Origin of the sequence: Streptococcus sp. 45, from assembly GCF_900108865.1 — a bacterium.
Classification (GTDB): domain Bacteria; phylum Bacillota; class Bacilli; order Lactobacillales; family Streptococcaceae; genus Streptococcus; species Streptococcus ruminicola.
Genome location: NZ_FNXZ01000001.1, coordinates 421,932 through 439,635, shown reverse-complemented (window position 1 = coordinate 439,635; position 17,704 = coordinate 421,932). Strand labels below are relative to the sequence as shown.

Annotated in this window: 13 protein-coding genes and 2 pseudogenes; 8 read left to right on the top strand and 7 right to left on the bottom strand. The window is 37.8% G+C overall.

The window, feature by feature from the left end:
- Positions 1-6: 6 nt before the first annotated feature.
- The 3 genes and pseudogenes from BMX18_RS09530 to BMX18_RS02075 form a co-directional block, all read left to right on the top strand.
- Positions 7-177, top strand: a pseudogene (locus tag BMX18_RS09530) (lantibiotic biosynthesis protein); the annotation flags it as partial.
- Between the two features lie 23 nt (positions 178-200).
- Positions 201-1,466, top strand: coding sequence for an MFS transporter (locus tag BMX18_RS02080; RefSeq protein ID WP_074965146.1), 1,266 nt, complete (start codon positions 201-203; stop codon positions 1,464-1,466).
- A 34-nt stretch (positions 1,467-1,500) separates the two neighbouring features.
- Positions 1,501-2,197, top strand: a pseudogene (locus BMX18_RS02075) (ATP-binding protein); the annotation flags it as partial.
- A 354-nt stretch (positions 2,198-2,551) separates the two neighbouring features.
- Here BMX18_RS02075 and lysS read toward each other — a convergent pair.
- The gene (gene lysS / locus BMX18_RS02070) at positions 2,552-4,042 is read right to left on the bottom strand and encodes a lysine--tRNA ligase (RefSeq protein ID WP_039696537.1); all 1,491 of its coding nucleotides are present in this window, start codon (positions 4,040-4,042) and stop codon (positions 2,552-2,554) included.
- A 191-nt stretch (positions 4,043-4,233) separates the two neighbouring features.
- On the opposite strand from lysS, the gene BMX18_RS02065 reads away from it, so the two are divergent.
- On the top strand, positions 4,234-5,145 hold the full coding sequence (locus BMX18_RS02065) for an HAD family hydrolase (protein WP_093814867.1): 912 nt from the start codon (positions 4,234-4,236) through the stop codon (positions 5,143-5,145).
- A gap of 43 nt (positions 5,146-5,188) precedes the next feature.
- Here the strand turns inward: BMX18_RS02065 and BMX18_RS02060 are convergent, their stop codons facing one another.
- The 6 genes from BMX18_RS02060 to pepF form a co-directional block, all read right to left on the bottom strand.
- A complete protein-coding gene (locus BMX18_RS02060) occupies positions 5,189-5,812 on the bottom strand; it encodes a histidine phosphatase family protein (RefSeq protein WP_074560676.1) in 624 nt (207 codons plus the stop codon).
- A 24-nt stretch (positions 5,813-5,836) separates the two neighbouring features.
- Positions 5,837-6,322 carry an aminoacyl-tRNA deacylase gene (locus BMX18_RS02055; RefSeq protein WP_074560675.1) on the bottom strand — a complete coding sequence of 162 codons (486 nt, stop codon included), beginning with the start codon at positions 6,320-6,322 and terminating at the stop codon, positions 5,837-5,839.
- A 79-nt stretch (positions 6,323-6,401) separates the two neighbouring features.
- Positions 6,402-7,391, bottom strand: a complete 990-nt coding sequence (locus BMX18_RS02050) for a peptidoglycan recognition protein family protein (RefSeq protein WP_074560674.1) — start codon at positions 7,389-7,391, stop codon at positions 6,402-6,404.
- A gap of 62 nt (positions 7,392-7,453) precedes the next feature.
- Complete coding sequence (locus BMX18_RS02045) at positions 7,454-8,308, bottom strand: glycoside hydrolase family 25 protein (RefSeq protein WP_074560673.1); 855 nt, start codon at positions 8,306-8,308, stop codon at positions 7,454-7,456.
- Positions 8,309-8,456: 148 nt separating this feature from the next.
- Positions 8,457-8,936, bottom strand: coding sequence for a glutathione peroxidase (locus BMX18_RS02040; protein WP_074602478.1), 480 nt, complete (start codon positions 8,934-8,936; stop codon positions 8,457-8,459).
- Complete coding sequence (gene pepF / locus BMX18_RS02035) at positions 8,929-10,728, bottom strand: oligoendopeptidase F (RefSeq protein WP_093814865.1); 1,800 nt, start codon at positions 10,726-10,728, stop codon at positions 8,929-8,931. Before pepF ends, BMX18_RS02040 begins: the two co-directional genes overlap by 8 nt.
- Before the next feature lie 323 nt (positions 10,729-11,051).
- Here pepF and ppc point away from each other — a divergent pair, with 323 nt between their 5' ends.
- The 4 genes from ppc (at position 11,052) to tpiA (ending at position 17,687) form a co-directional block, all read left to right on the top strand.
- On the top strand, positions 11,052-13,874 hold the full coding sequence (gene ppc, locus BMX18_RS02030) for a phosphoenolpyruvate carboxylase (protein ID WP_074560670.1): 2,823 nt from the start codon (positions 11,052-11,054) through the stop codon (positions 13,872-13,874).
- A gap of 114 nt (positions 13,875-13,988) precedes the next feature.
- On the top strand, positions 13,989-15,275 hold the full coding sequence (gene ftsW, locus BMX18_RS02025) for a cell division peptidoglycan polymerase FtsW (protein WP_074602474.1): 1,287 nt from the start codon (positions 13,989-13,991) through the stop codon (positions 15,273-15,275).
- 267 nt (positions 15,276-15,542) lie between these two features.
- The gene (gene tuf / locus BMX18_RS02020) at positions 15,543-16,739 is read left to right on the top strand and encodes an elongation factor Tu (RefSeq protein WP_074481466.1); all 1,197 of its coding nucleotides are present in this window, start codon (positions 15,543-15,545) and stop codon (positions 16,737-16,739) included.
- Between the two features lie 189 nt (positions 16,740-16,928).
- On the top strand, positions 16,929-17,687 hold the full coding sequence (gene tpiA / locus BMX18_RS02015; RefSeq protein ID WP_009854602.1) for a triose-phosphate isomerase: 759 nt from the start codon (positions 16,929-16,931) through the stop codon (positions 17,685-17,687).
- The last annotated feature ends 17 nt before the right edge of the window (positions 17,688-17,704 follow it).

Below are 17,704 nucleotides of genomic sequence, written 5' to 3'. Positions count from 1 at the left end.
AAATTTGAGTATATATTTGTGGAGCGTGACATATATTTTAGAGGCGTAACCTTTGATGAAGTTATTGATTATATTGACTTTGGATTGCTAAATGGTGTTTCAGGGATAGTTATAACTCTAATGGCACAAAGGACTGGAAATGCCTACCCATTGGATAGAATGCTGTTTATGCAGTGAAGTTTTTAAGTTAAAGGAGAAGTATGAGAAAAATCTTGAAAAACAAACTATATCTAAAAGTTCTGGTTTCGGATTTGATATCAAATTTTGGAGATACATTATACTTTATAGCTCTGATGACCTATGTTACGGAGATTAAGGATAGTAATTTAGCTATTTCAATCGTCAATATATCGGAAACTCTACCTATTTTATTTACAATATTTTTTGGTATCATTGCAGATAAAACGCTTAATAAAGTGGAAATGATTATTAAAACGTTATGGCTACGGGTACTGCTATATTTATTGGTTGCTGTGGCTATGAATTTTAAACCTTCTATTATGATAGTCATAATTGCTAGTCTCGTTAATCTTGTTGCAGATACATTGGGACAATTTGAAAATGGTCTTTTTTATCCAATTTCTAATCGAATAGTGAAAAAGTCAGATAGAGAAGAAACTATGGCGTTTAGGCAAACTGTTGTTTCTGTGATGAATATTATAAATCAATCATTGGGTGCGTTTTTAATTACTTTTTTTAGTTTTTCTCACTTAGCATTTATAAATGCTGTAACTTTTGCTATTAGTCTGTTAATTATGTTAGCGATCAAAAATCAAATTAATAGCTATTATGACGAGACGATCTCGACAAGTAAGATATCACAATTTGACTTTAAAGCTTCATTTTCTGAGATTACTTCAAATTTAAAGCTCTCGATTAACCATCTATTTAGTATCGGCAACATGAAGGAAGCTTTACTTGTTATACCAATTCTTAATGGGAGTTTGGCAATTCTCACGCCATTAGTTGTTGTTGATCTTTCTAAAGATTCTAATTTGACAATTATTAATTCAGCGATTACGATCTCGCTTTTAGGAATTAGCACTGTTTCAGGAGGAATACTTGGGGGCACTTTAATTCTAATTAGTAAAATATTTAAAAGCCTTTCCATAGGCACTTTGCTAAAAATGAATTTAACGACTGTTTTACTATCATTCGTTGCTTTTTACTTCCAAAATATTTATTTAATTATATTATCATCATTTCTTTCGAGTGTATTAGTTAGTGCATTAAATCCTAAAATGGGGACTATCATATTTAATAATATTGATGAGACGAAGTTGGCTACAATATTTGGAGGAATGGTGACATATTTCCAAATAGGAGATATTGTGTCAAGGTTATTGTTTTCTACCTTAGTGATTTACTTACCGTATGGTTATATCGCATTAATATATATAGCAGTTGTTTTTGTGGCAATTTTATATACATTAAAAAGTTCAAATCACGTAGAAAGAGAATTTTAAATTAGTTAAATGATTATAGTCTTCCAAATTTTCTACTATTGAAAACCTATTTTCAAGATTGAGTATTAAAGTTCGAGATTTTGTTCGTACTCAGCTTAGAGAATTTCAATATTTGGATGATGGGCAATTTAAAACATTACCAGAGTATCCAGAATTTGCTTGGTTTGAAGGGATGTAAATGCGGTAACTCATAGAAATTGCTCCATTTTTGGCGATTATATCCGAATTATGATGTTTGATGATCGATTAGAAATTCATAGTCCAGGTAAGCTTCCTAATATCGTAACGGTTGAAAATATTAAGCACGAACGTTTTTCTCGTAATCCTCGTATTGCTAGAACTTTGGATGGGTACGAGAAATGAATGAGGGAGTGAAGCGAAACTATTCTGAGATGGAATCTTATTTCTTGCATGAACCTAAATACACAGAGCCAGGAAATAAAGTTGTTTTAACTCTTGAAAATAATATTGTGAGCCGACATTTGAGAGTTAATGATAAGATGATGAAAAAATATGACGAATTCAATGATTTAAATGACGATGAGAAAGCAATTTTACATATCATGTATAATACCGGAGAAAAAATGACTACTGCTTTGGCCGCTAGAATAACAAATAGGGGTAGAAATTTTGCAAGTAAATTATTAAAGAGTCTTGTAAATAAAGAGATCCTGGAATGGCATGGCACAAGTAAGCAAGATAGAAATCAGTACTATACTTTGGCAGAATAGCGGATCTATTTATAACTGGAGTGCAGAAGAGTGCAGTAGTTCGGAGTAAAACGCAGTAAGTGAATTTCCCCTGTTTTCCTCAAAAAATCTCAAACATTTTGAAATTCTGGACAAAAGAAAAGGCCTAGTTGCCTGTAGTTTCTACCTATTAAGTTATATTGAAATTCATTGGTTTAAAACCAGTTTTTACGAAAAGAACCGAACATCTCATCTAGATAGGATACTCTAGACTTGAGATGTTCGGTTTTTGTTTTTTTAGAAGTGTTTAGACTTCTTAATATTTGTCGTAAATTGGTCGTAAGTTTTGTTCTTTATAAACTAAAAACGTTGATTTATCAACGTTTTTAATCTAAATTATTTCATTGTAGGGAATAACAAAGCATCACGAATTGTTGTTGTATCTGTAAGGAGCATGACAAGACGGTCGATACCGATACCAAGTCCACCTGTTGGTGGCATACCGTATTCAAGGGCTTCGACGTAGTCGTAGTCAACACCTGTTGCTTCGTCATCACCAAGTTCTTTAGCTTTAGCTTGAGCTTCGAAACGTGACAATTGGTCGATTGGGTCGTTAAGCTCTGAATAAGCGTTACCGTATTCTTTAGTCATGATGAAGAGTTCGAAACGGTCAGTGAAGCGAGGATCTTCTGCATTTTTCTTAGCAAGTGGAGATACTTCAACTGGGTGTCCGTATACGAATGTTGGTTGGATTAATGTTTCTTCAACAAATTCTTCGAAGAAGGCGTTGATGATGTGACCAACTGAAGTGAAGTGTTTTTCAACTGGAACGTTTTTCTCTTTAGCAAGTTCTTGAGCTTCTTCAAGAGTCATTTCTTTCCAGAAGTCTACACCAGTAACTTCTTTGATAGCGTCAACCATGTGGATACGTTTGAATGGTTGGTCGATAGCAATTTCAGTACCTTGGTAAGTGATAGGTCCGTTACCGTTAACAGCAGCAGAAGCATTTTGGATGATACCTTCTGTGATGTCCATGATATCTTTGAAGTCAGCGTATGCTTCGTAAAGTTCGATCATAGTGAACTCAGGGTTGTGAGTTGCATCCATACCTTCGTTACGGAAGACACGTCCGATTTCGTAAACTTTTTCCATACCACCAACGATAAGACGTTTCAAGTGAAGTTCCAAAGCGATACGAAGAACCATATCCATGTCTTGAGCGTTGTGGTGAGTGATGAATGGACGAGCAGCAGCACCACCAGCTTCGTTGTGAAGAACTGGAGTTTCAACTTCTAGGAAGCCAAGTCCATCAAGGTAACGACGGATTTCTGAAATGATTTTTGAACGTGTGACAAAGCGTTCGAAGCTTTCACGGTTTGAAATCAAATCAAGGTAACGTTTACGGTAGATTGTTTCAACGTCTGTAAGTCCGTGGAATTTTTCTGGAAGTGGACGAAGTGCTTTAGACAAGTGAGTGATGTGAGTGGCTTTGATTGTCAATTCACCCATGTCTGTACGCATGATTTCACCTTCGATACCGAGGAAGTCACCGAGGTCTGCTTTTTTGAAAATTTGATAGTTTTCGTCACCAACAGCATCTTTACGGACGTAGATTTGGATTTGACCGTCGCGGTCTTGGATGTGTGCGAAACCAACTTTACCTTTACCACGTTTAGTCATTAGACGACCAGCGATAGTAGCTGTTTCGTTAATTTCATGTAATTCTTCTTTGGTTTTGTCAGAGTATTTTTCTTTTAATTGACCAGAAGTAGCTGTGCGTTCAAATCGAGTTCCGAAAGGATCGATGCCTTGTTCAGCCAAAGCTGCCATTTTTTCACGACGCACGATTTGTTGGTCGTTTAATTCTTCGATGTGTTCGTTTGACATGTTTTCCTCCAATATATATTCTTTCCTATTGTAACATAAATAACGCTAGAATTCACTTTATTTTTGCTTGTGTTAGGGTGGCTTTTGGCAAGAAAGTGTTTTCTGGTTGCAGAATTGACTTTAATTGAAAAGAAGGGCAAAAAATAGTATAATATGTGACGGTAAAAATAACTTAGAGAGAAAAGAGATTCATGATTACTTCAATTGTTTTTGATGTTGACGATACGATTTATGACCAACAAGCGCCTTATCGCATTGCCGTTGAGAAATGTTTCCCTGATTTTGATATGAGTAAAATCAATCAAGCTTACATTCGTTTCCGTCATTATTCAGATGTTGGCTTCCCACGTGTTATGGCTGGTGAATGGACAACTGAATTTTTCCGCTTCTGGCGTTGTAAAGAAACGTTGCTTGAATTTGGTTACCGCGAAATTGATGAAGCGACTGGTGTGCACTTCCAAGAAATCTACGAAGAAGAATTGGAAAACATCACAATGCTTGATGAAATGCGCATGACGCTTGATTTTCTTAAAGAAAAAGGTGTTCCAATGGGAATCATCACAAATGGTCCAACTGAACACCAATTGAAAAAAGTTAAAAAACTTGGTCTTTATGACTACGTTGACCCTAAACGTGTCCTTGTCAGCCAAGCGACTGGTTTCCAAAAACCTGAAAAAGAAATCTTCAACCTTGCTGCAGAACAATTTGACATGAACCCTGCAACAACACTTTACGTTGGTGATTCTTACGACAACGACGTTGTTGGTGCCTTCAATGGTGGCTGGCATTCAATGTGGTTTAACCACCGTGGACGTAGCTTGAAACCTGGTATCAAACCGGTTTATGACGTGGCTATCGATAACTTTGAACAATTATTTGGAGCTGTAAAAGTTCTCTTTGACCTTCCAGATAACAAGTTCATCTTTGACGTTAATGACAAGAAAAACCCAATTCTTGAAATGGGAATCAACAACGGCTTGATGATGGCAGCAGAACGTTTGCTAGAAAGTAACATGAGTATTGATAAAGTTGTTATCCTACTTCGTTTGGACAAACAACAAGAAAAAATTCTTCGTATGAAATACGCAAGAAACAGTAAATAATCAAAGAAAAGCTCTCCTTATGGAGAGCTTTTTTGTACTTAAATTATTTTTCTTTGTAGTAAGTATCATTCCATTTGATACAAGAGTATTGGTCAAAGTCAAAGGTTTCAATGACAGTAACACTACCGTTGTCCAAGCCACCATTAGAGCGTAGAACCGCAGGCTCATAACCGAGCAAACTTCTGATTGAAGCTGTAAAATTAGCGCCGTGCCCAACCAGAAGAACATGCTGGTAAGGTTGTCCTTTCATTGAACGGATAAAGCCTTCGACACGTTTTGTAGTTTGGTAAAGTGATTCAGCGTTGAAAATATCGTTATCAAATTTCGCCAGATTATGTCGGAAGGCATCCATTTGTGTTGGGTAGATGTCAGTCATTGTTGAGATTTTACTACCTTCAAGTCTTCCAAGATGCCATTCGCGTAGCGCTGGTTGAAAACTGATTGATTTTGGATAATTGCTACGTGACATGATGATTTTACAAGTATCACTGGCACGTTTTAAATCGCTGGAAAAGACAGCGTCGAATTTGATATCTTTGAGGTAGTCTCCTAATTTTTCAAGGTCTCGAACAGATTCTTCTAATAGTGGGGAGTCGCCATTTGCTCCTTGAAAACGCCCTTCGAGATTCCATTGTGTTTTACCATGGCGTACAAAATAAAATTTCATTCTTGTACCTTCTAATCTAAACCATTATTGGTGTGACTCGTCGCGTAAGTCAGCAAAGCTTGCACCGACAAAATCAGCCAAGGTTTGGCTATCGATGCGGATTGAGCGTCCAACTTCACCGGCAGAGACAATCATTGTTCCCATTTCTAGAGCACGGTTATCGATAAAGATTGGGAAATTGTGTTTTTGGTGAATGCCGACAGGATTATTTGCTCCGTGGATATAACCTGTTGTTTTTTGAAGATTCTTTTGTGGAATCATGCTGACTTTTTTATTGCCAGAAACTTTAGCTAGTTTTTTCTCAGAAAGGTGCTCAGTAATTTGAACAATTCCGATAAGTGGACCAGTTTTGTCACCAGTCAAGGCTAGGGTTTTGAAAATATCTGATTTTTCAATGCCTTCAGGTAGCTCGTCTTTCAATGCGTTGATGGCTAAGCTATCGTGTTCAATTTTGGCTTTATCTAAAATTTGGTCGACCAAAGTCTTTTTAAGTTTTGCTTTTTTTGCCATATTCCCTCTCAATCTTTCTATTTCAGTCTATTCACCTACTATTTTACTAAAAAAATAAAAAGGTACAAGTTTTACCTTTTTATAGCGTATTGTAATAAGCTTGAACAAGTTCAACAAAATCTTCAACGTCATAGTCACTACCAAAATAATCATTAGCACTTTCTGACCAATAATCAGTTGGGTCAACGTGGTCAGTTCCGCCAAGGTAGTTGCTAACCATTTCGTGTGTCCAAATGCTTCCGTCACCATTTTCTTGACCAAGTGTCACGGGAAGGTCATATTTTTTAAGCATATAGGCCGTGTAATAAGCAGCATTGGCTAATTGTCTTGCAAAGCCATCTTGTGAGGTTTCATGTGTTAATTCAAATTGAATGTAGTAAGGATTGGCTTTGGTACCAGCGCCTTGAGCTTCGTATTTTTCATCAGCAATACGAAGAATGGTTGCATCGTCGATGAAAGAATGGACAAAAATGCCTTCTTCATTATAATTTTGAACCATATAGTTCACTTCACTTTGGATGGTTGAATCATCAACGCCAGTATCGTGAATAATGATTCCACGAGGTTTACCATCAGATGTTTTATAAGCGCTTTGTTCAAAGCTCTTTTCAATACTATCTGTAATCTCGCTGTGTGAATAGGTAAGTGTCCCAGCAATATATTGGTTGATGGCGTTAGTTTGCTGTAGTGAAATATCTTTGGTGTCGATATAGTAAGTCTCACCATTCATGTCAAATTCTGCAAGGGTAGCTTCACTTTCATTTAGTTTAGCCTTGTAATAATAAGCATTGATAGACAACTCAGTGTCTTTTGGAAGACTGGTGCTTGAGCCATTTTTTGTGTAAATATTAGCTTTAGTGCTTGAGACAGTGGCTGTTTGAGATGCAGTGTAGTTACTAGCTGATGACAAATCCAAACCTTGATCAAGCGCGTGGGTAATGATTCCTGAAAAGAAAAGTTTTGAAAGAATGATTAAAAGGGCAGCAAAGGAAATGACTAAGACAGAAATATTTAGGTAAACTGATTTTTGATGTCGTTTACTGCGAGAGAGATGTTTCTTTATTGTCATGCCTAAATTATAATTTGATTGGCTTAAAGAAAAATAAAAAGGGCTAGCGAGTTGCTAGTCCTTTATTTGTTATCGGCTTTTCCGAAAAGTTTTTCGTACGTTTCTTTTCGATCTTTGGTAACGGCGATTTGGTTCAAATCAAGAGCAGAATCAAATCCGCCGAGGTAACCTTGTGATGTATATTGATGAAGATCGTAATCCAAGTCTGTTTGTGGAGCGGCATCGTAGTAGCCAGAGTCAGAACCATAAGCAGGAATCCATACGGCATCAAAACCGTCAACAGAGATTTCTTGCTCGGTCATGAAGTAAGTACCAATGTAGATACCAACTTTTTCAGCTCCAAGTCGTTTTAATTCACTTAAGAATGCCTGTACACCTTTATTCATGTCTGACATAGTCGCTTCCTCAACGTCAATCCAGTAGAAAGTAGGTTTGTAAGGTGAAGCATTTTCGTAGAAGGTTCTTGCTTCATTTTTCATTTCCTTGACGCTTTTTCCGAGGGCGTAACTGTAGACAGCTACAGGAACATTTCGTTTTTGAAATTCTTTGATATGTGTCTTAAATGATTTATCGATACCAGTTGTATAGGCAGCGTTGCTATCTTTGCTGATTTGTGACCCTCCATAGACACGCACGATAGCACCAGAAATATTTTGAGATAAAGTGTCATAATCAATTTCATTTGGTAGTTGCCAACCTGAAACGTCGATAATCGGATTAAGAACAAATTCTTCATCAGTTTTAGAAGTTGATGTAGTAGGGGTCGTGCTTGCGCTACTCATAGTCGGGATAGAAGCCTTAGCCGAAGCCAGTTGTTGCTTTCGTAAGCCATCAGAGTGAGCTTTACCAATCACGAGAAGCAGCCCAAACAGGGCAAAGAAAACTACAACAACAATTGGTTTTAATCGTCTTCTCATTAGTCATATTTTAGCGTAAAAAGAATCAAAAATCAAAACAATGATCATTTTGTAACCAATTTGTCATATTTTTTAACAAACTATCTATGGACATCACGAAAGTCAGTAACGCCAGTAAAGCCTTTGCAATAAGCTTTTCTGAGATATGTTATTTGAAAAGGCTTTCTAGTTCTGTAACAATTGTTTCAGGTTCTGTTTTTGCAGAAAAGCGTTTGATGACATTTCCATTTTGGTCAATGAGGAATTTGGCAAAATTCCATTCAATACGTTTGCCAAGAGGACCTTTTGCCTGACTTTTTAGCCAATCATAAAGTGGGTCAGCTTCTTTACCATTGACTTTGATTTTAGCAAAACGTGGGAAAGTAGTCTGGTAATTTAGCGTACAGAAAGTATTGATTTCATCAGCAGTTCCTGGCGCCTGATTCATAAACTGGTTGCAAGGAAAATCTAAAATTTCAAAGCCTTTGTCATGATAAGTATCGTAAAGATTTTGCAAACCTTCGTATTGTGGTGTTAAGCCACATCCAGTTGCCGTATTAACTACCAAAAGAACTTTGCCTTGGTATTTTGAAAGAGAAATATCAGTACCGTCTTGAGCTTTGACGGTGAAGTCGTAGAGATTAGTCATGATTAAGCTCCTCTGTGTAAGTGATGATTTGGTCGACAGTATCACTTAAGAATTGGATAGTGTCGCGCAGTGGTTGAGCTGTTGAAATGTCAGCGCTAATTAATTTTGCGGTGTCAAGTGGTGTGCGTGAGCCACCAGATTTTAAGAAATTAAGCCAATCTTTGTCACCGTTTGGATTGTTTTTCAGGTTAAGGTAACCAGTAGTTGAAATCACCATACCAGCTGAGTAAGTGTAGCTGTAAAGTCCCATGTAGTAATGACTTTGACGCATCCAAGTAAGAGCAGCATCGTCATCGATTTCAACCGCATCACCCCAGAATTGACTTAGGACATCCTTCATAATGCTGTTAAGTTGTTCAGCACCAAATGTTTTTCCCTCTTCAATCAGATTATAAACACGACGTTGGAAAGCCGCTTCCAATAAATGGGTGATGAAGTTGTGGAAGTAAGTATCTGTCAAACGATGCGCTAGCGCAAAGCGTTTTTGACGAGGGTTATCAAATTGTTTTTCAAGATAATCACTTAAAAGAAGTTCATTGAAAGTTGATGGGGCTTCAACATAATAAGTTGACATATGTGTGTTGAAGTAGCTTTGGTTATTATCTGAGAAGATAAATTGACCAGAGTGCCCAATTTCATGAATAAGTGTGTAAACGTCAGACATACGACCTGTCCAACTCATGAGGATATAGGGGTGAACTTTGTAAGGGTCAGCAGCATAGCCACCAGAATCTTTGTTGGCATTAGCAGCAAAGTCAACCCAGCGTTCTTTTCTAAAACGAGAGACTTCGTTTGCGTATTCTTCTCCAAGAGGTGCCACAGATTTCATGACTAAGTCATAAGCGTCATCAATAGTAACTTCAGGATTAAGTTCAGCGTCCAAGTCAAGTTTCCAGTCAGCAAACGTCATTTTATCAAGACCATTGACTTTGGCAACGTGTTTGAGATATTTTTGAGCTACTGGAGCAAATTCAGTCATGATAAGGTCGATTTGTCGGTCGAACATGGCACGGTCAACCTCTTGCTCAGCTAAAAGATAATCAAAGACTGAGTCATAGCCACGCATATCGGCGATGAGTTTTTCAGATTTGACTTGGGCAAGATAAGCGCTAGCAGCGGCATTTTGGTGTTTGCGAAGCCCTGCTGAGAAAGAACGAAAAGCTTTTTCACGAACGTCAGCATTTTCATGGTTTTGATAGAAGTTTTCGTAAGTGACGAAAGAGTTTTTATAGATTTTACCATCAACTTCAAAATCGTCCATTTCAAAGTCACCTGCACGCATCTTAGTGTAAATATCTTGCGGTGCTCCAAAAACTTCGCCAAGGTTGGTCAATGTTTTTTCAACTTCTGGTGAGATAAAGTGACTCTTCTTAATTTTGGCTTGACGAATTTCTGCGCTAAAATGTGGGTTAGCTTCTAAAGCATTAAGAATGTCAGAATCAGCAGTAGCAAGAGCAGTGTCAAAGAAGCTGAGCTCTACGTTAGCTTTTGTAAAGAAATCTGCACCAGCCTTAGCAATCTGCGCAAATTCTTCATTGCTAAAATCTGTTGTTTGTGGCATAAAAGCGTAGTTGTCAATGTGACTCATTTCGATGTAGATTTGCTCAATTTCATAAAGCGCACGAGTAAAGTCATCAATTGTTGAGAGTTTATCTTGGTAATTTTTCTTGAAAAGATTAATATCTTCTAGTGTCTTTTCGATGTGACGCAGGAAATCTTCGCGGTCTTGGTAAAGAGCGCTCAAATCCCACAGTTCATTTTCAGGAAATTCAGAACGGTGTTTTAATTCCATGGTTTTACCTCTTCTTATAACATTATTATGGAACAGTATATCAGAAAAAAGCGTTTTACTGAAAAGAGAGCTATTATTTTTTGGAAAATTTTTTTGAGTAAAAGATAGAATTTTAGTAAAGCGGTGACATCGCTTATCTAACAAGCTTTGTCAGGAATCTTAAAAAGAATTTATAGACAAAGTTTTCTTTAAAAAGTCAGAAAATTATATAAAATAATATGCAATTTATAGAAATTGGGTTACATTTTCCGTAAAAAGTGGTATGATTAAGTAGTACGCTTGTAATAAAGGATTAAAATCCGAACAAAAAAGGAGTGAAGAGTGTGACAATCCAAAAACTGGAGAACAATGATACCCAGTCGATCATTACCGAGGAAGTCAAAGTACTAAAAAGCTTACTCGATGAAACAACCCATCAAATGGTTGGTGATGAGGTATTCGCTAAAATTCAAAACATTGTTGAATTGTCAGCAAGTGATGAATACGGCAAACTTGAAGAACTAGTAGCTCAGTTAACCAACGAAGAGATGGTTGTTGTGTCTCGTTATTTTTCAATTTTGCCACTGTTAATCAACATTTCTGAAGACGTTGACTTTGCTTATGAAATCAACTACCAAAATAATACAAATCAGGATTATCTTGGCAAACTCTCTATGACTGTTGACATGGTTTCAGAAAGCGAAAACTCTAAAGAAATCCTTGAAAACGTAAATGTTGTACCTGTCTTGACTGCTCACCCAACACAAGTTCAACGTAAAACGGTTCTTGAATTAACAAACCATATTCACGACCTTTTGCGTAAATACCGTGATGTGAAAGCAGGAGTTGTTAACCGTCAAAAATGGTACACTGACTTACGCCGTTACATTGAAATCATCATGCAAACGGACATCATTCGTGAGAAAAAACTTAAGGTAAAAAATGAAATTACCAATGTAATGGAATATTACAATGGATCCTTAATTCAAGCGATTACTAAGTTGACGTCAGAGTACAAACGTTTAGCTGCTGAAAAAGGTATCGACCTTACAAATCCAAAACCTATCACGATGGGTATGTGGATTGGTGGTGACCGTGATGGTAACCCATATGTAACTGCTGAAACTCTTCGTTTGTCAGCTACTGTTCAAAGTGAAGTCATCATCAATTACTACATTGAAAAATTGACAGGTCTTTACCGCACATTCTCACTTTCAACAACGTTGACTAAAATCAGCCCAGAAGTTGAACGTTTGGCAGAATTATCAAGCGATAAATCAATTTATCGTGAAAATGAACCATACCGTAAAGCTTTCAACTACATCCAATCAAAATTGATTCAAACATTGATTGAATTGAAAGCTGGTCCAACTATTTCACGTCGTGCGCTTGAAAATAGTAAACTTGGTTCAGACGTTTACGCAAGCACTAACAACGCAAGTGTTATTGCTAAGTATTTGCAAAACAAAGTTAATAAAGTTTCATCAGAACTTCAAGATGAAATTCCAAGTTATAAAACAGCTAAAGAATTCAAAGACGACTTGCTCATCATCAAACAATCATTGCTTGATAATGGAGACGATGCTCTCTTGACAGGTGACTTTAGCGAGTTGCTTCAAGCCGTCGATGTCTTTGGTTTCTACCTTGCAACAATCGATATGCGCCAAGATTCAAGCGTTAACGAAGCTTGTGTCGCAGAATTGTTGAAATCAGCAAATATCGTTGACGACTACAGTGCTCTTTCTGAAGAAGAAAAAGTTAAAGTTCTTCTTAAAGAATTGCAAGAAGACCCACGTACATTGTCATCAACAAATGCTGAAAAATCTGAACAACTTCAAAAAGAATTGGCTATTTTCCAAACAGCTCGTTACCTTAAAGATAAATTAGGTGATGAAGTCATCAAACAACACATCATTTCACACACTGAAAGTGTTTCTGATATGTTTGAATTGGCTATCATGCTTAAAGAAGTTGGACTTCTTGATAACCAAAAAGCGCGTGTTCAAATCGTACCACTTTTTGAAACAATCGAAGACCTTGAAAACTCACGTGGTATCATGGAAGAATATCTTGATTATGATATCGTTCGTCGTTGGGTTACAGCTAACAAAGGTTACCAGGAAATCATGCTTGGTTACTCAGATAGTAACAAAGACGGTGGTTACCTATCATCTGTATGGACACTTTACAAAGCTCAAAATGAATTGACTCGCATCGGTTCTGAACGTGGCATTAAAGTGACATTCATCCATGGTCGTGGTGGTACTGTCGGTCGTGGTGGTGGTCCATCATATGAAGCAATCACTTCACAACCATTTGGTTCTATTAAAGACCGCATTCGTTTGACAGAACAAGGTGAAATCATCGAAAACAAATATGGCAATAAAGATGTTGCTTACTACAACCTTGAAATGTTGCTTTCAGCGACAGTTGACCGTATCGTTACTCGCATGATTACAAATCCAGATGAAATCGATACTTTCCGTGAAACAATGGATGGCATTGTGACATACTCAAATGGCGTTTACCGTGATTTGGTATTTGGCAATCCACATTTCTACGATTACTTCTTCGAAGCTACTCCAATTAAAGAAGTATCAAGCTTGAACATTGGTTCACGTCCAGCTGCTCGTAAGACAATCACAGAAATCTCTGGTCTTCGTGCAATTCCTTGGGTATTCTCATGGTCACAAAGTCGTATCATGTTCCCAGGTTGGTACGGTGTTGGTTCTGCCTTCAAACATTTCATCGATGCTGAAGAAGGTAACCTTGAAAAACTTCAACACATGTATGAAAAATGGCCATTCTTCCATTCACTTCTTTCAAATGTAGACATGGTATTGTCTAAATCAAACATGAATATTGCTTTCCAATATTCAAAATTGGCTGAAAGTGAAGAAGTTCGTAGCGTCTTCAATGTTATTCTTGACGAATGGCAATTGACAAAAGATGTTATCTTGGCAATTGAAAAACATGATAACTTGTTGGAAGAAAATCCATCACTTCGCGCAAGTTTGGATTACCGCATTCCATACTTTAACGTTTTGAACTACATTCAAATTGAATTAATTAAACGTTTGCGCCACGATGAGTTGGACGAAGATTACGAAAAACTCATTCACACTACAATTAATGGTATTGCCACAGGATTACGTAATTCTGGCTGATATGTTTAACCAAGGTCAAGGTCTGGGATTAAGTTCTCAGACTTTGACTTTTTTTTAGTCCAGAAAGATGATATAATGTCATATGATAAATTCGAAGATATTATAGGTGACTCTATGAAAATTGATAAAAGGCATCTCCTAAATTACTCTATCCTAGTGCCTTATTTAATCCTTTCAGTAATTGGACTGATTGTTGTTTATTCAACAACTAGTGCGACACTGATTCAGTATGGTGTGAATCCCTTTATGTCAGTACTGAACCAAGGTGTTTTTTGGTTAATCAGTCTATTTGCAATTGGTTTTATATATAAGTTAAAATTAAACTTTTTGAAAAACTCTCGTACATTGACAATGACCATGATGATAGAAGTAGTGCTTTTGTTGATTGCACGTTTCTTTACCAAGACCGTCAACGGTGCCCATGGTTGGATTGTCATTGGTCCTATTAGTTTCCAACCAGCTGAGTATTTAAAAATCATCATCGTGTGGTTCTTAGCTTTTACATTTGCAAGGCGTCAAGAATTGATTTCGACATATGATTATCAAGCTTTAACTAAGCGCAAATGGTGGCCAACTAAGCTTAGCGATTTGAAAGATTGGCGCGTGTATTCGTTAGTTATGGTTCTTTTGGTTGCGGCGCAGCCTGACCTTGGAAATGCAGCTATCGTCGTTTTGACTGGTTTGATTATGTATTCTATCAGTGGTGTAGGTTATCGTTGGTTTTCAGCTATTCTGGCAACCATCACAGCCTTCTCAACTGTCTTTCTTGGCATAATTGCTATTGTCGGGGTTGATAAGATGGGGAAAGTTCCTGTCTTTGGTTATGTTGCTAAACGTTTCAGCGCCTTTTATAACCCATTTAGAGACTTGTCCGATTCAGGACACCAATTGGCGCATTCATACTATGCGATGAGTAACGGTGGCTGGTTTGGACGTGGTCTTGGAAATTCCATTGAAAAAGGTGGCTATCTCCCAGAAGCAACCACAGACTTTGTTTTCCCAGTCGTGATGGAAGAACTTGGCATGATTGGTGCAAGCCTCATCCTAGCTTTGCTATTTTTCCTAATCTTGCGCATCATGCATGTTGGTATTAAGGCTAAAAATCCATTTAACTCGATGATTGCTCTTGGAATTGGTGGGATGATTCTAATGCAAACCTTCGTTAATATCGGTGGTATTTCAGGCTTGATTCCATCTACAGGGGTTACCTTCCCATTCCTATCGCAGGGAGGAAATAGTGTCCTGGTCTTGTCGGTAGCGGTTGGTTTTGTTTTGAATATCGATGCTAATGAAAAACGCGAAGAAATTTATCGCGAAGCAGAAGCAGAGTTACGAGCAAAACAACGAGCAGCTCAAATCCACGAAGAAGATAACGTTATTGATTTAGATAGCTTTTATTAATAAAGAGAAATCTCCTAAGAAATTAGGGGATTTTTTTGTTAAAGAAAAGAAGGAAAGTGAACTTGAAAATGGAAGTTTCTTTCATGTAAATACAAGCAAAAATGGTTATATTTTGTCTATTCACACCCTTACAAAATGAAGAAATCTTAAATTAAGCAGTAAAATACTTGCAATTCTTGCATAATTTGTTAAAATAGTAAGGTAAAGTTAGACTGTATTGCCTACTGTCTATCTATAAAATATATTTTATTGGAGGCTTTTACCCAAATGGCAAAAGAAAAATACGATCGTAGTAAACCACACGTTAACATTGGTACAATTGGACACGTTGACCACGGTAAAACTACTTTGACAGCTGCAATTACAACAGTTCTTGCTCGTCGTCTTCCAAGCGCAGTTAACACACCAAAAGACTACGCTTCTATCGATGCTGCTCCTGAAGAACGCGAACGCGGTATCACAATCAACACTGCACACGTTGAATACGAAACTGCTAAACGTCACTACGCTCACATCGACGCTCCAGGACACGCGGACTACGTTAAAAACATGATCACTGGTGCTGCCCAAATGGATGGTGCTATCCTTGTAGTAGCTTCAACAGATGGTCCAATGCCACAAACTCGTGAACACATCCTTCTTTCACGTCAAGTTGGTGTTAAACACCTTATCGTCTTCATGAACAAAGTTGACCTTGTTGATGACGAAGAATTGCTTGAATTGGTTGAAATGGAAATCCGTGACCTTCTTTCAGAATACGATTTCCCAGGTGATGAACTTCCAGTTATCCAAGGTTCAGCACTTAAAGCTCTTGAAGGTGACACTCACTACGAAGACATCATCATGGAATTGATGGACACTGTAGATGAATACATTCCAGAACCAGAACGTGATACTGACAAACCATTGCTTCTTCCAGTCGAAGACGTATTCTCAATCACTGGTCGTGGTACTGTAGCATCAGGACGTATCGACCGTGGTACTGTTAAAGTCAACGACGAAGTTGAAATCGTTGGTATCCGTGACGACATCCAAAAAGCTGTTGTTACTGGTGTTGAAATGTTCCGTAAACAACTTGATGAAGGTCTTGCAGGGGATAACGTTGGTGTTCTTCTTCGTGGTATCCAACGTGATGAAATCGAACGTGGTCAAGTTCTTGCTAAACCAGGTTCAATCCACCCACACACTAAATTCAAAGGTGAAGTTTACATCCTTACTAAAGAAGAAGGTGGACGTCACACTCCATTCTTCAACAACTACCGTCCACAATTCTACTTCCGTACAACTGACGTTACTGGTTCAATCGAACTTCCAGCAGGTACTGAAATGGTAATGCCTGGTGATAACGTTACTATCGACGTTGAATTGATTCACCCAATCGCCGTTGAACAAGGTACTACATTCTCAATCCGTGAAGGTGGACGTACTGTTGGTTCAGGTATCGTTTCAGAAATCGAAGCTTAATTTTAGTTAATTAATTAAGTTCCCAGATAACAATTATTAGTCAGATAGTAATTGTGGAAAGAGTCCCGAAAGGGGCTCTTTTTTTGCAATTTCTTTCATGATTATGTGTAAAAATCCCCTCGAACCTTTAAAAGATGCTGAAAATATGATAAAATAAGGGGGTAAATAAAAATAGAAGAGGTATGTGAAATGTCACGTAAACCATTTATCGCTGGTAACTGGAAAATGAACAAAAATCCAGAAGAAGCTAAAGCATTCGTTGAAGCAGTAGCTTCTAAATTGCCTTCATCAGAACTTGTTGAAGCTGGTATCGCAGCTCCTGCACTTGACCTTTCAACAGTTCTTGCTGCAGCTAAAGGTTCAAACCTTAAAGTTGCTGCCGAAAACTGCTACTTTGAAAACGCTGGTGCTTTCACTGGTGAAAACAGCCCTAAAGTATTGTCTGAAATGGGAACTGACTACGTTGTAATCGGTCACTCAGAACGTCGTGAATACTTCCACGAAACTGACGAAGATATCAACAAAAAAGCAAAAGCTATCTTTGCTAACGGTATGCTTCCAATCATCTGCTGTGGTGAAACTCTTGAAACTTACGAAGCTGGTAAAGCTGCTGAATTCGTAGGTGGACAAGTTTCTGCTGCTCTTGCTGGATTGTCAGAAGAACAAGTTTCTTCACTTGTTATCGCATACGAACCAATCTGGGCTATCGGTACTGGTAAATCAGCTAGCCAAGACGACGCACAAAAAATGTGTAAAGTAGTTCGTGACACAGTTGCAGCTGACTTCGGTCAAGCAGTAGCTGACAAAGTTCGCGTTCAATACGGTGGTTCAGTTAAACCTGAAAACGTTGCAGCTTACATGGCTTGCCCAGACGTTGATGGTGCCCTTGTTGGTGGTGCATCACTTCAACCAGAAAGCTTCCTTGCACTTCTTGACTTCGTAAAATAATCAGGAATCATTGAAGC

Bases quoted from the DNA above. Each gene is read 5' to 3' on its own strand.
- BMX18_RS02080 (WP_074965146.1), top strand. From the start codon at position 201: ATGAGAAAAATCTTGAAAAACAAACTATATCTAAAAGTTCTGGTTTCG.
- lysS (WP_039696537.1), bottom strand. From the start codon at position 4,042: ATGTCAAACGAACACATCGAAGAATTAAACGACCAACAAATCGTGCGT.
- BMX18_RS02065 (WP_093814867.1), top strand. From the start codon at position 4,234: ATGATTACTTCAATTGTTTTTGATGTTGACGATACGATTTATGACCAA.
- BMX18_RS02060 (WP_074560676.1), bottom strand. From the start codon at position 5,812: ATGAAATTTTATTTTGTACGCCATGGTAAAACACAATGGAATCTCGAA.
- BMX18_RS02055 (WP_074560675.1), bottom strand. From the start codon at position 6,322: ATGGCAAAAAAAGCAAAACTTAAAAAGACTTTGGTCGACCAAATTTTA.
- BMX18_RS02050 (WP_074560674.1), bottom strand. From the start codon at position 7,391: ATGACAATAAAGAAACATCTCTCTCGCAGTAAACGACATCAAAAATCA.
- BMX18_RS02045 (WP_074560673.1), bottom strand. From the start codon at position 8,308: ATGAGAAGACGATTAAAACCAATTGTTGTTGTAGTTTTCTTTGCCCTG.
- BMX18_RS02040 (WP_074602478.1), bottom strand. From the start codon at position 8,936: ATGACTAATCTCTACGACTTCACCGTCAAAGCTCAAGACGGTACTGAT.
- pepF (WP_093814865.1), bottom strand. From the start codon at position 10,728: ATGGAATTAAAACACCGTTCTGAATTTCCTGAAAATGAACTGTGGGAT.
- ftsW (WP_074602474.1), top strand. From the start codon at position 13,989: ATGAAAATTGATAAAAGGCATCTCCTAAATTACTCTATCCTAGTGCCT.
- tuf (WP_074481466.1), top strand. From the start codon at position 15,543: ATGGCAAAAGAAAAATACGATCGTAGTAAACCACACGTTAACATTGGT.
- tpiA (WP_009854602.1), top strand. From the start codon at position 16,929: ATGTCACGTAAACCATTTATCGCTGGTAACTGGAAAATGAACAAAAAT.